6 protein-coding genes and 1 riboswitch are annotated in these 14,376 nt (G+C 44.9%); all 6 genes read left to right on the top strand.

The annotated features are described in order from the left end of the window. The first annotated feature begins 72 nt into the window (after positions 1–72). A complete protein-coding gene (locus tag BSO02S_RS11960) occupies positions 73–1,503 on the top strand; it encodes an amino acid permease (protein ID WP_066067333.1) in 1,431 nt (476 codons plus the stop codon). A 124-nt stretch (positions 1,504–1,627) separates the two neighbouring features. Next, positions 1,628–2,875 (top strand): imidazolonepropionase, encoded by a 1,248-nt coding sequence (gene hutI, locus BSO02S_RS11965; RefSeq protein WP_066067100.1) that lies wholly within the window; start codon positions 1,628–1,630, stop codon positions 2,873–2,875. Positions 2,876–2,902: 27 nt separating this feature from the next. Next, positions 2,903–4,069, top strand: coding sequence for a M20/M25/M40 family metallo-hydrolase (locus BSO02S_RS11970; protein WP_066067101.1), 1,167 nt, complete (start codon positions 2,903–2,905; stop codon positions 4,067–4,069). 204 nt (positions 4,070–4,273) lie between these two features. After that, entirely contained in the window at positions 4,274–5,794 is a 1,521-nt protein-coding gene (gene hutH / locus BSO02S_RS11975) for a histidine ammonia-lyase (protein WP_066067103.1), read from the top strand. Positions 5,795–5,915: 121 nt separating this feature from the next. Further along, a complete protein-coding gene (locus BSO02S_RS11980) occupies positions 5,916–6,824 on the top strand; it encodes a DMT family transporter (protein ID WP_066067105.1) in 909 nt (302 codons plus the stop codon). Between the two features lie 200 nt (positions 6,825–7,024). Then, a riboswitch (cyclic di-GMP riboswitch) is annotated at positions 7,025–7,106 on the top strand. Between the two features lie 372 nt (positions 7,107–7,478). Further along, positions 7,479–14,330 (top strand): cadherin domain-containing protein, encoded by a 6,852-nt coding sequence (locus BSO02S_RS11985; RefSeq protein ID WP_066067107.1) that lies wholly within the window; start codon positions 7,479–7,481, stop codon positions 14,328–14,330. Positions 14,331–14,376: the final 46 nt, after the last annotated feature.

A 14,376-nucleotide genomic window follows, 5' to 3' on the forward strand; every position in this document is an offset into this window, starting at 1 on the left:
AAAGTTTAAAGGGGTGTTCGTTTGGAAAATCGACCGTTGCAATTAGAACCAAAAGTGGAGCAAAGAAAACCCATGGAAAATTTACAAAAAAAGTTAAAAACGCGCCATATTACGATGATCGCACTAGGGGGGACAATTGGAACTGGGGTTTTTCTAGGAAGTGGTCCGGCCATTCATACAGCGGGTCCGGGTGGGGTTTTAGCAGCCTATGGAATTATTGGAATCATGGTGTATTTTGTGATGACCAGTCTTGGAGAGCTGGCAACGTTTATGCCGACCAGCGGCTCGATTAGTACGTATGCGACTCGTTTTATTGACCCTTCACTGGGGTTTGCGTTTGGCTGGAACTATTGGTTATCGTGGGCGATGACTCTTGCAGCGGAGCTTTCTGCTTCGGCTGTGATTATGAAATTCTGGTTTCCTGAAAGTTCGTCCTTGGTATGGAGCGGATTATTTTTAGCGATGCTATTCTTCTTAAATTATTTATCTGTGAAGGGATTTGGAGAAGGAGAATATTGGTTTTCGTTTATTAAAGTCGCCACGATTATCATCTTTATTGTGGTTGGGATCTTGATGATCTTCGGCATTATGAATGGCCATTCGGCCGGCTATCAAAACTTTACCGTTGGCGATGCTCCGTTTGTTGGCGGATGGGTTGGAACGTTAAGTATCTTTCTCGTTGCCGGGTTCTCTTTTTCTGGGACAGAGTGTATCGGTGTAGCTGCCGGTGAAAGTGAAAATCCTAGAGAAAATATACCGCGTGCCATCAAAAGTGTCTTTTGGCGGATTCTTCTATTTTATGTACTTGCCTTAGTCGTCATCTCGTTCCTGGTCCCCTATACGAACGAAAGTCTTCAAAATTCAAGTGTAATGGCCAGTCCGTTTACGATTATTTTTAAAAGAGCAGGCCTTGCGTTTGCAGCGTCCTTGATGAATGCGGTTATTTTAACGTCTGTCTTGTCTGCGGGCAATGGCTGTCTTTACGTGACAAGCCGGATTATGTATGCGATGGCTCAGGAAGGGCAGGCACCGCGGATTTTTGCAAAAGTAAACAAACGCGGTGTCCCAGTCATGGCGCTCCTTGCGACAACACTGATCGGTGCCTTGGCGTTTCTTGCGTCTATCTATGGTGATGGAACTGTTTATATTTGGCTGATGAATGCCGTCGGGGTAACAACCTTTATCTTTTGGCTCGGTATCGCTGCAAGCCATTACCGTTTTCGAAAGGCTTATTTGGCTCAAGGGTTCTCACTTAAAGATCTTCCCTATCGTGCAAAATGGTATCCCTTTGGACCGATATTTGCCTTCGTCGTTTGCCTGGTCATCTTAGTTGGCCAAAACTATCAGGGGTTTATTAGCGGTCATATTGACTGGAAGGGTATTCTAGCTGCCTACCTTGGTATCCCTCTGTTTCTTGTCTTTTGGTTAGGTTATAAATTTATTAAAAAAACAAAAGTGATTCCATTGGAAGAATGTAAGATTGATATCCATGAATTTCAGTAAACTTTAGCGGGAGCGCAAACATTGTTTGGCACGAATTCATGTTGTGTGCGATTTTTAAAGCCTGAAACGCACGAAGCGGTCCACAACAAGACAAGTGAAAAATTGACAGGGAGGTATGTGGAAAATGTCCGAAACGATAGTGAAGACAAAGGCTGATTTAGTGATTGGCCATGCCGCCGAGGCTGTAACCTGTGTGGGAGAAAGGATGGAGGATATCGGTGTCATCACGAACGCCTGGATTGCCATCAAAGATGACAATATTGTCGGGGTTGGCTCTGAGGAAGAGATTAAAGGGCAATTCGAATTCAATCAAAGTCAGTTGATTGATGCAAAAGGCAAGGTGGTCGTTCCTGGTTTCGTTGATTCACACACCCACTTAGTTTTCTACGGCACCCGGGTCGAGGAATACGCGGCTAAACTAACAGGGAAGCCTGAAAAAATAGAAAAGCTCTCCATCACAACGGGACCGAATCGAACGGTTGAACTTACCCGCAATACTTCGGTCGAGGAATTATTGGCACAGTCAAAAAAACGGATGATGACCATGCTCGAGCATGGGATTACCACGGTGGAAAGCAAGAGCGGCTATGGTTTAACGACAGAAAGTGAACTAAAAATTCTGGAAGTCAGCAGAAGGCTGGGGGAAGAAACGCCGCTTGATGTCATCAATACATTTTTGGGGGCGCATGGCTTTCCGGAAAACATGACGAAAAGTGAGTATCTTGACGTGATTATTAATGAGATGATCCCCAAAGTGGCGGAACGCAAGCTTGCGGAATTCTGTGATGTCTGGTGTGATGAAGGTTATTTTACGGCGGCGGAGTCTGAGCTGATTCTTAAGACAGGGCTAAAGTATGGGATGAAGCCAAAAATCCATGCCGATGCCTATTCCTACATTGGCGGGTCCGATTTAGCTGCCGAAATGAAAATGGTTTCGATTGACCATTTGAACTATACACCGGTTGAGGCGATGAGAAAGTTAGCGGAGGCAAAAGTAACGGGTGTGCTCATGCCGGCCCTTGATTTTGCGGTCAGTCATAAGCGCCCGTTCGATGCGCGGCAGATGCTTGATTTAGGGATGGAGATTGCGCTCGCTACCGACCTTTGCCCTGCCTGTTATACAGAATCGATGCAGTTCGTCATTACGCTTGCCTGCCGCTTGTATAAGTTCTCCGTAGAAGAAGCGATTAAGGCGGCTACCGTTGGTGGAGCAAGGGCGTTAGATTTAAACGATCGGGGCGTCATCCAAGTTGGAAAATTAGCCGATTTGCAGATTTGGGATGTGCCAACCTTTAAACATGTTGCCTATGAACTGGGAACCAATATTGTCGAAGCCGTTATTAAAAGTGGAAAAATAGTTGTAAGCCGTTAATTTACTTGAAAAATGGAGGTTTTTAAAATGACGACAAAACTTACATCCAGTGCAGCTGATCACGTAAATGGCGAGCGTTTACTAGATTTATTTTTGGAATTAGCGAAACTAAACGCGCCAAGCGGGGAGGAGCAGCTTGTTGCCGATTATTTAAAAAAGGCCTTACCAGACCTTGGCTTTACGCTTGAATTTGATGAAGCCCATAAAAATTTTGATGGTGAAGTCGGAAACTTAATTGCCTGGCATGAGGGGACAGATTCAGCGATTCCACCCTTATTCTTCTCGACCCATATGGATACCGTGTTGCCGACAGAGGGTTTAAAGCCTGTCATAAAAGACGGGGTAATTCATTCGGATGGAACGACCATTTTAGGGGCAGATGACCGGGCCGCTCTAGCCGCCTATTTAGAAGCGATAAGAGCGATTGTTGAGGGTGGAATTCCGCACGGTCCGATTGAATTTATTTTAACGGTTAATGAGCAGCCAGGACTAGTCGGTGCGCGCTACATGGATTATTCAAAAGCGAAGAGTAAAACTGGCTATATTTTTGATAGCAGCGGTGATGTCGGCCAAATCATTTTAAAAGGACCTTACAGCTCCCGGATTTGGATGGAAGTAGAAGGAAATGCCGCCCATATTGCCCTTAATGCGGAGGAAGGAAACAGTGCCTTTCTACTTGCGGCGGACGGGTTAACGAAGATGAAGCTGGGTACCATTGATGATGAAACGCTTGCAAATATTGGCATTATTAAAGGCGGAGAATTAACTTCTATTATTCCAGGCAGCGTTACCGTTGCGGGAGAGGTGCGCAGTTTTTCCAAAGATAAATTGGATGCGCAGCTGGAGCATATGGGGAACGTCATGAAAGAGGCAGCTGCGAAAAAAGGCGGAAAGGTGAGTATTAAAATCGAGAAGAAATATAGCGGATTTAATATTCCAACCGAAGATATTTTGGTTAAAACAGCAGAAACCGCCGCACAGAATATTCAAGTGAGGTCTTATTTAACGGAAACATTAGGCGGAGCTGACACGAATGTTCTCAATGAGAATGGCTTAACCTGTTTAACGCTTGGGCTTGGATTCCAAAATATTCACTCGTTTAGAGAGTGCATTAGTGTCGAGAATCTAGTGAACACTGGAAGATTGACCGCGGCTCTTATTGAGCAATGGTATCTGAATCATAAGGAAGATTAATCGTGAGTTTCGTTCGCTGACGGGTTTGTGGTGCCGCCTGAGTTAATTTTCTGATAAATTAGGTTGGGGAACCGTGGCTTTATGCATTATAATTTAAGTCACAGTGCCCATGAAGGCGGAAAAAGAGGCAGAGCGGGCACTCAGCAGGAGTCACAGTACCACTTGAGGTCAAAACTTTTAGTCATTGCAGGGGAGAGGACATAGATGAGCAACAGTGGATTAATCGGCCTGGAAGTAGTGGAATTAGATGGTTTAACGTTAGATCGCAGCAAAGTACAAAAAGTAGTCGATGGGATTGCTAAAGTTTCCCTACCTGAGGGAAACCGAGTACGCGTCCGCGACAGCCGGAACCGAATTGAAAAGCAAATTAACGATGGAAAAATTGTCTATGGCGTGAATACAGGCTTCGGAAAGCTAAGTGATATTGAAATTCCTAAAGAGGATATTGCCAAATTACAATTAAATTTGTTGCGCGCTGATGCTGTAGGAGTAGGTGAACCGCTGCCAAAGCCAATCGTCAGAGCGATGATGACGCTTCGCGCGAATGCATTGGCGAAAGGTTTCTCCGGTATTCGGGAAGAAACGCTGCAATTACTTATTGATATGATCAATCACGAAGTTCATCCAGTTGTTCCTTGTAAAGGGTCAGTGGGCGCAAGCGGAGATTTGGCACCGCTTTCTCATGTGGCGATTGTGCTTGTCGGGGAAGGAAAGGCAGAATATAAGGGAGAAGTCCTGCCAGGTGCGGAAGCATTAAAACGGGCAGGCTTAAAGCCAGTTACTTTAGAGGCAAAAGAAGGGCTTGCGTTAATTAATGGAACACAGGCGATGTGCGGTGTGGGTGTGGTTGCGTTAAATGAAGCAGAAAGACTCGGTCTAGCAGCAGATATGGCAGCGTGCTTGACGATGGAAGCTTTACATGGCGTTATCTCTGCTTTTGATAGCGAATTACTTGCGGTTCGTCCGCATCCAGAGCTGGAATTCGTGGCCTCGAGAATGAGGGGCTGGTTAGCGGGAAGCCAGCGGATTACACGTCAAGGTGAAATGCGGATTCAAGACGCCTATTCCATTCGTTGTATTCCGCAGGTTCATGGTGCCTCATGGCAGGCATTCAATTATGTCGAGGAACGTCTAAAGGTAGAAATGAACTCCACAACGGATAATCCGATTGTATTAGAGAGTGGAGAAGTCATCTCGGGTGGACATTTCCACGGACAGCCAATTGCCCTTTCTATGGACTTCCTAAAGGTTGGGGCAGCGGAGTGGGCGAATATCTCTGAGCGCAGAACAGAACGGCTTGTTAATCCGCAATTAAGCGGTCTATCGCCATTTTTAGCAGTAGATCCTGGCTTAGAGTGCGGGCTGATGGTGGCTCAGTATGCAGCAGCATCGCTTGTTTCTGAGAATAAAGTCCTTGCCCATCCAGCAAGCGTCGATTCCATCCCAACCTCAGCCAACCAAGAAGACCATGTCAGTATGGGGACCATTGCCTCCCGTCAAGCAAGGGAAATCATTCACAATTCTGCTAGAGTAATAGCTGTCGAGATGATCTGTGCATCCCAAGCCATTTACTTAGAAAAGGCAGAAAACCAACTGGCTCCAGCCACAAGGGCCTATTTAGAAAAAGTAAGAGACATTTGCCCGCCGCTTGAGGGCGACCGTGCGATCTCAGACCAAATGGAAGAACTAGCACAGTTTATTTTAAGAGATGATCGTTTGAAGTGAGGCAAGTGAAGCAAGTGAGGCAAGGGGACGGTTAGGCGGTTCTCTTGCTTTTTTTATATTGCAATATTTCGAATTCCGTGATAACCTTGTCGCTGAATCATTTTGATTGAGGTGAGAAGAATTGAACACCAAAGCTTTTATCATGGCATCCATCACTGTTATCATTTGGGGATCGTCTTTTGCCTCAATCCGGGTCGGATTACAGGGGGGCTATTCCGCGGGTCACTTAATTCTTAGCCGTTACTTGATTGCGTCGGCTATTTTTGCTGTTTATGCATTATGGCCTGGGGTTAAGTTTCGTTTGCCTAAAAAAGAAGATTTACTTAGAATTTGCGTTCTTGGCTGGGTCGGTATCAGCATCTATCATATTGGGGTTACGTTCGGTGAACAAACCGTGTCAGCGGCGACTGCGGGGATGTTAGTGTCGTCTGCACCCATTTTCACCGCACTTATTTCCGTATTCATATTAAAAGAACGCATGGGTTTGTATGGCTGGATTGGCTTAGCGTTAGGATTTATCGGGATTGGAATTATTACAATAGGATCAGCAGGCCCGTCCTTACAACTATCGAAAGGAGCTTTCTTAGTGCTCATGTCCGCTGTTGCCACATCGGTGTTGTTTGCGTATCAAAAACCGCTTTTGAGCCGCTATACATCGATTGAATTAACAGCCTATTTCACCTGGGCCGGAACGCTGCCATTTCTCATTTTTTCTCCTGGACTCCTTTCCGATATTCAACATGCGACCATGGGAGCCAATTTATCTGCACTGTATATTGGTATTTTTCCAACGACCATCGGCTATGTCACATGGGCACTGGCACTCTCATCCGGAAAGGCGAGCGCCGTTACAAGCATGTTATATATTGAACCAGTATTTGCCATACTTGTCGCAGGAATCTGGCTTAATGAATGGCCAACGGTTCTTTCGATTAATGGCGGTGCGATTGCAATTGCCGGAGTCATTGTTGTCAATTTGCTAGGGTCAAAGCAGCGCGCCCCAGCAAAGAAAAAGTATAAGGCGGCCTAATTGCGGGTTTTCCACTGGGAGAATTAGGATCCATCGAGTTATTCTCAATCATAAGAAAAGGTAACTTAATAGAATGAAACAGATAGAACCAAGGGCTAACCTTGGTTCTATTTGGGTTGTTATTTTTTAGTTTATTCAGAAAATATCAACTTCCAATAGGTTAACAAATGTGGTACTATTAGACTAGGATTAATTTGGTAATCTGATAAAGGCAAACCTGTTGAAAAATAGGGACGCAAAGTCACAGGTCTAAGGGAGTACTATGACGGCTGGACTGCCGGATTTAATTATTTCAAGGGAGTGTTCTATTTGAAGATTAAATCCATTATTTGCTTCTTTCGTAATAGGCATAAGTACAATTATTACACAAGTAAATGCATCAGATGTGGAAAGAGTAGTAGAAACACTGCCAACTGAGCCCTTAGGGTTCTTTTTTTGTTTAACGGTGCCTGGCACGCCCCGAAATTTGTCGATTCCACGCGATGAGGTTGATGTTTCCTGTAAAGGTATTCTGAAAAAATATTGCCAATATATGCAGTTTAGTAAATAATTAGGTAGAAAAGGAAGGATATTTGACTAAGACAATTATCACTGATTTAAAAGATTAATAGATGGATCCAAAATTGGAGAGGGCGGAATATTCGGTTGAAAATAATGAATTTCAAAGCATTCGTAGCATTTATCCTTGTATTACAACTAGTCTTGGCAGGACCACTTAGTACACTGCAGCATACTAACGCAGCCGGCACTAAGATGACAGAAAAAGTCATCCATGAATTTACGCAAAACACTTGGGCGTATAGTAAGCTAGCGGACGGTCCAAGTGGCGATCTTTATCTTTCCCATGTGAAAAATAGTACGGAGATTGCCGTCAAAAAATGGGATCAGAATAATTGGAATGAGATCACATCGATTAAGACGAGTGCCACTGGCGATACTGGATTGAATGGTCCGTCGGATTTAACCATTGATGCCAACAATCAAGTCCATTCAGCCTTTTTATTTTACCGGGGCTCAGGTGTTACTAGCTACAGAGGAGTAAAGTACGGGGTTTATAAAAATGGGAGCTGGTCTTTCCAAGAGATAGAAGCGTATTCTGACTCGAATGGCTGGAAAAACATGTCTGATCCTAGTGTTGCCGTTGATGCAAACGGAAAAGCACACATCGTTTACCTTTACAGCGATGCCCACGACCCAAGAAAGTATGAAGTTCACTATGCAACAAATCAGTCTGGGGCGTGGAGTATCAAGACCATTGCTAGCGGGGCAAGTGCGATTGATGAAGTGCACGACCCGCAAATTGAAGTTGATCAAAACAATAACATCCACATTACCTATGTGAAAGAAGACAATCAGAATGATGTGTATGGAAATTATTATTACACTCACAAGAAGGTAAGTGACACATCGTTTTCTGCTCCGGAAAAAGTTATCAACGCAGTTGCGGAACAGAAAGACTATATCTACACACCATTTGCAGTAGATGCTACTGGAAATGTCTCCTTTTCTTACTACGAAGGTGACTATTATACAGAAAATACACCATTTACCACCTATTTTCAAACCAATCAATCGGGTACGTGGAAACGGGAAGTCGTTTACAACGATACGAATAAAATCTCTTACCCTGTCAAAGTAACGAACAAAGACGGCAAAAGCATTTTATTAATGTATTCAGAATCGTGGGATTGGCCGCCATCCCAATTAGGTTTTTTCACAATGGTAAAGGATGGCGGAGTATGGACGAAAGGGACGACCGAAGTTTCTCCGAGCCTAACCACAGTTACGCCAAGTGAACTCACATATTCCGTCAATGCAAATGGCAACTTTATGGTTGTCATGCTGGATGATGGTTTACGAAAAATATCTTATCTCAATGGGACAAGTGAAGAATTTGGTTTAGTAACAAAGCCACCCATATCTAGTAATGCTGATTTAAGTCTGTTAGCCATTAATCCGGGAACATTGTCGCCAGGATTTTCACCCGCTACAACCAGCTACACTGCGTCCGTAGGAAATGATGTCCAAGCGGTCCAGGTAACTCCAACCACCGCGGATGCAAAGGCAAAAGTAAAAGTGAATGGGACCTCCGTTGCCGGGGGTACGTCGACTTCAGTCCCATTGAGTGTCGGAAGTAATCAGATTACGGTAGCTGTAACAGCGGAAGATGGCAAAACCGTCAAAACCTATACAGCAACTGTGACAAAGGCAGCCCCGTCAAGTAATGCGGATTTGAGCCAGTTAACCGTTAGCCAAGGGGCGTTGGATCCCGGTTTTTCAGCTACAACAAAAGACTATACAGCCTATGTGGATAATAATACACAAACCATTCAGGTAAAACCGACCGTTGCGGATTCCCATGCAACAGTAACCGTCAATGGCCGGGCTGTGAACAGCGGAAATGACAGTCAGCCCATGGATTTAACCGTTGGAGCGAATCCAATTCGTATTGTCGTCACGGCTCAAGATGGAACAACAAAAACCTATACCGTTACGGTTATGAGGGCAGCATCGAGTAATACGGACTTGAGTCAATTAACCGTCAGCTCTGGTGAATTGAATCCATCGTTTAACACGGCCATCAAGAATTATAACGTCAGTGTCCCTAATCGTACGGATCAAATTCGCTTGACTCCAACCGTAGCTGATGAGAATGCTAAGGTGACAGTAGGCGGAAATCGTGTGACAAGTGGACAGGCATCGGATCCACTAAGTCTAAAACTAGGAAAAAACCCGATTCTTATCGTCATCACGGCGCAAGACGGAACAACTGCGACCTATACGGTGGTTGTCCATCGGAATAACCCGCCCGGCCTAACAGATACCACCTTTACGGTGAATGAAAATGCGCAAACAGGGACGACAGTAGGAACATTAGCTGCTGATGATCCTGATGGCGATTCGCTTAGCTACAGTATTTTATCCGGGAACACGGACAAAGTATTCGATTTGAATCCGGCAACCGGGGAGATAAAGGTAGCCAATGGCAGTCTCCTAGACTTTGAAACAACGACTTCCTACACTATAGCCGTGCAAGTAAGTGATGGAGTCGATAAAGCAACGGCTAATCTAAACATTAACGTCAATGATTTAAATGATAATCTTCCCGTTCCAAAAGGGTTTACCAAAGCGATTGATGAAAACACAGCAACTGGCACAGCTGTTGGAACGGTAACGGCAACAGATGGGGATGCCGGAAGCCATTTTACCTATAAGATTACAGCCGGGAACACGGGAGGTGCGTTTGCGATTGACCCGCTTAGCGGCGAAATGACCGTCTTAGACTCAAGTCAACTCGATTATGAAACGGTCAAAAGCTTTACGTTAACCGTCCAAGTCAGCGATGGCACGAATACGGCTGTTACAACGGTGACTATCCACTTAAATAATTTGAATGACAACAGACCGGTCGTGAAAGATGCAAGCTTCCATGTGGATGAAAATGCGGTGCTCGGAACAATGATTGGAACCGTGAGCGGCAGTGATGCTGATGGCGATTCGCTCCAGTACGGAATCATCGCAGGAAATGAAGCGGGTGCCTTCGCGATTAATGCCGCAACAGGAGAAATTTTTGTAGCGGATAGCAATCAACTAGATTACGAGACGAAAACATCCTATCAATTAACGGTCCAAGCTAGTGATATGATCGTTCCGAACACGATCATTTCTCCTTATGCCTTATTAACAGCATTTTTTGCTAAAAATAATACCGAAACCGATATCGCGACGATTACCATTAACGTCAACGATCTCAATGATAATTCGCCTGTACCACATGGATTTACGAAAAACATCGATGAAAATACAGCGAACGGTACAACCGTTGGCACCGTAACGGCAACAGATGCCGATGCCGGCAGCCAATTTACCTACAAGATTACTTCAGGAAATAATGCAGGTGCGTTTGCGATGGAGGCGGCTACTGGAAAAATAACCGTCGCGGACTCAGGTCAACTGGATTATGAAACGGTCAAAAGTTTTACCTTGACTGTCCAAGTTAGTGATGGCACGAATACGGCCGAAACAACCGTAACCATCCACTTAAATAATCTCAATGACAATACACCGGTTGTCAAAGCTGGGGAATTTTCTGTGGATGAAAATGCCGCAAACGGGACAACGGTGGGGACGATGAGCGGCAGTGATGCTGATGATGATTCACTCCATTACGGAATTGTCGCAGGTAATGAAAATGAAGTCTTCAAAATTGATGAAGCAACAGGGGAAATAACCGTTGCCGACGGTCGCAAGCTCGATTATGAAACGAAACCAACGTATGAATTAACGGTCCAAGTTAGTGATACCATTTTTCAAAAAGACGGTTTCGTTTCTCCTTACGGACTAGTAGCCGCGCTTAGCAGCAGCGAATCTGATCTGGCTACGGTGATCATTCACGTTAATGATCTCAATGATAATTCGCCTGTACCGCAAGGATTTGCGAAAACCATCGACGAGAATACCGCGAACGGTACAGACGTTGGAACGGTAACGGCAACAGATGCCGATGCCGGAAGCCAGTTAACCTACAAGATTACTTCAGGAAATGCGGCATCAGCGTTTGCGATGGATGCGGCTACAGGAAAAATAACTGTCACGGATGAGAGACAGCTAGATTATGAAACCGTCAAGGGCTTTATGTTAACCATCCAAGTAAGTGATGGCGCCAATACAGCGGATACCACAGTGACAATCAACCTAAATAATCTCAATGACAATGCACCGGTGGCAAAAGATGCGGCATTTTCCATTGATGAAAATGCCACACTCGGAACCGTGGTTGGAACTATTTCGGCAAGTGATGCCGATGGGGACCTGCTAAGCTACAGTATCGTGGCGGGAAATGAAACAGACGCCTTCGCGCTGGATACGGCCACTGGAAAAATAACAGTAGCGGATTCCGCAAAACAAGATTATGAAACAATCAAAAGCTTTGCGTTAACTGTCATGGTGAATGATGGTAAGCATACCGCGGCTACAGCCGTCACCATTAGTTTAAATAATCTCAATGATAATTCACCGGTAGCGGATTCCGCGGTGTTCACCGTTGATGAAAATGCCGCAAACGGAACCACAGTCGGAACTGTTACGGCACGTGATACCGATGGGGATTCACTAAGCTACAGCATCGTTTCAGGAAATGAAACAGACACATTTGCGCTGGATGGTGCTACTGGAAAAATAACTGTCACGGATAGCGCCCAGCTAGACTATGAAACCATCGAAAGTTATCAGCTAACGGTGCAAGTCAGTGATGGAACGAATACAGCGGCAACAAGCGTGACTATCCACGTAAATAATTTGAATGACAATCGACCGGTGGCAAAGGATTCCAGCATTGCTGTTGATGAAAATGCTGCAAATGGAACCGTAGTTGGAACCGTTACGGCAAGTGATGCCGATGGCGATCCGCTTACGTTTAGGGTTGTCAAAGGAAATGAAGCAGACGCGTTCACAATTGATGGTGCTACTGGAAAAATAACCGTAGCGGACGAAGACCAGCTGGATTATGAAGCCATCAAAAGCTTTATTTTAAAAATAGAAGTCAGTGATGGAACAAATCTGACAGATGCAGCCGTGACCATCAACGTAAATAATCTCAATGATAATGAACCGGTTGGAAAAGATGCGGTGTTCACCGTTGATGAAAATGCGGCAAACGGAACTGGGGTTGGCACCGTTGCGGCAAGTGATGCCGATGGCGATTCCCTCGGTTACCGTATCGTTTCAGGAAATGAAACAGATGTGTTTGCGCTGGATACGGCTACTGGAAAAATAACGGTCGCCGATGGCAGCCAGCTAGACTATGAAACGATTAAAAGTTTTGCCTTGAAAGTACAAGTAAGTGATGGAACCCATACCGTGGGTAACGTGGTGACCATCACCGTAAATAATCTCAATGACAATGCACCAGTTGGAAAAGACGGCGAATTTTCTATTGATGAAAATGCCGAAAATGGTGCTGCGGTCGGAACGATAGATGCTAGTGATGCCGATGGTGATGACCTAAGCTATCGGTTTACCGACGGAAATGACGCAGGCGCGTTCGCGCTGGATGATGCTACTGGAAAAATAACCGTCGCCGAAAGCAGTCCATTAGATTATGAAAATGCTAAAAGTTTTGCCTTGGAAGTCCTGGTTAGTGATGGAACCCATACCGCAAAAGCAACCGTGACGATCAACCTGACTAATCTCAATGACAACCCGCCGGTCGGGAAAGATGCAGCTTTTACCATTGATGAAGAGGCTGCAAACGGAACCGCGCTAGGAACCGTAACGGCAAGAGATGCGGATGGAGATGCGGTCAAGTATACAATCTTGGCAGGGAATGACGAAGGAATTTTTACAATGAATGAAACGACCGGAGAAATCACGGTCGCGGGTGCATCGTTGTTAGATGCGGCAGCAAAAGCGCACCATACATTGACTGTCCGGGTAAGTGATGGACAGCATACGGCTGCTTTAACTGTCACCATTCATGTTCTTTCCAGTGACGTCACACTCAGCCAGTTAACAAGTAACCATGGCGACTTAAATCCTGCATTTAAACCAGGAACGACTCACTATTCGCTGAACGTCGGGGAAGGTGTTCATACGATCAAACTAACCCCAACCGCTACGAATCCGAATGCCACCGTGAAAATTAACGGGAAAGTGGCAGTGAGCAGTCAAGAAAGTGATGCCATTCGCTTGGATAAAGGGAAAAACACGATTACTATTGTTGTAACCGCACAAAATGGGCAAAAAGCCACGTACACCCTAACGGTGACACGCCTGCAAAAGGTTGTTACGGCTGACCTAGTACGTGAGGGGGAAACTGTAACCGTTTCGGATGAGGCAGTGAACCTGCTTGATTATGAAGGGACCCTGGTGATTGAACTAAAGAAGGGCCTAAATAAGGTAAAAACAGTCAAATTTACGGCTGAGCAATTAGAAACGTTAATCAAAAGGCATGCGATGATTAAGATAGTGAAAGAGGATGTGCAACTGCTGATCCCGGCAGCCAACTTTGCTAAAGGCATTGATCTCGTGATTAGTTTAGAAAAAGTCGAGAAAAATCCGAAGAAGCTGCCTTCATCTGATTTGGCGGTAAGCGCGGTATACGACTTCACGATTAAGCAGGGTGGCAAAATAATCAGCCATTTTGACCAGGATATTGAACTTGCGTTTCCAACTGCTGGTTATGATCATCCTGAAAAATTAAAAGTGTACTATTGGAATGAAGCGAAGACGAAATGGGAAATAGTCGGCGGAACGTTTAAAGATGGTCAGATTAAAACAGCAACCGACCACTTTAGTACCTTTGCAGTCTTTCATCCTTCAGATCTCGTGGTGGAAAAACCATCACCAGGCACTGATTCCCCTGGGGAAAAACCATCATCGGGATCGGATTTACCGAAGACGGCAACAACCATGTATAATTGGCTATTTGCAGGAATTCTTTTCTTAATCACTGGAGGATGCCTGTTCTTAGTACAACAATCAAGACAAAAGGATAGAAATAGTTAATCCAAACAAAAAGGCTGAATTTCAAAGTTGTTTTAGTTACGACTTT

Origin of the sequence: Neobacillus soli NBRC 102451 (assembly GCF_001591665.1) — a bacterium.
GTDB classification, from domain to species: Bacteria; Bacillota; Bacilli; order Bacillales; family Cytobacillaceae; genus Neobacillus; species Neobacillus soli.

What these genes read in the sequence shown, in the direction of transcription:
- hutH (WP_066067103.1), top strand. Translation starts at nt 4,274, where the DNA reads ATGAGCAACAGTGGATTAATCGGCCTGGAAGTAGTGGAATTAGATGGT.
- BSO02S_RS11960 (WP_066067333.1), top strand. Translation starts at nt 73, where the DNA reads ATGGAAAATTTACAAAAAAAGTTAAAAACGCGCCATATTACGATGATC.
- BSO02S_RS11985 (WP_066067107.1), top strand. Translation starts at nt 7,479, where the DNA reads ATGAATTTCAAAGCATTCGTAGCATTTATCCTTGTATTACAACTAGTC.
- BSO02S_RS11970 (WP_066067101.1), top strand. Translation starts at nt 2,903, where the DNA reads ATGACGACAAAACTTACATCCAGTGCAGCTGATCACGTAAATGGCGAG.
- hutI (WP_066067100.1), top strand. Translation starts at nt 1,628, where the DNA reads ATGTCCGAAACGATAGTGAAGACAAAGGCTGATTTAGTGATTGGCCAT.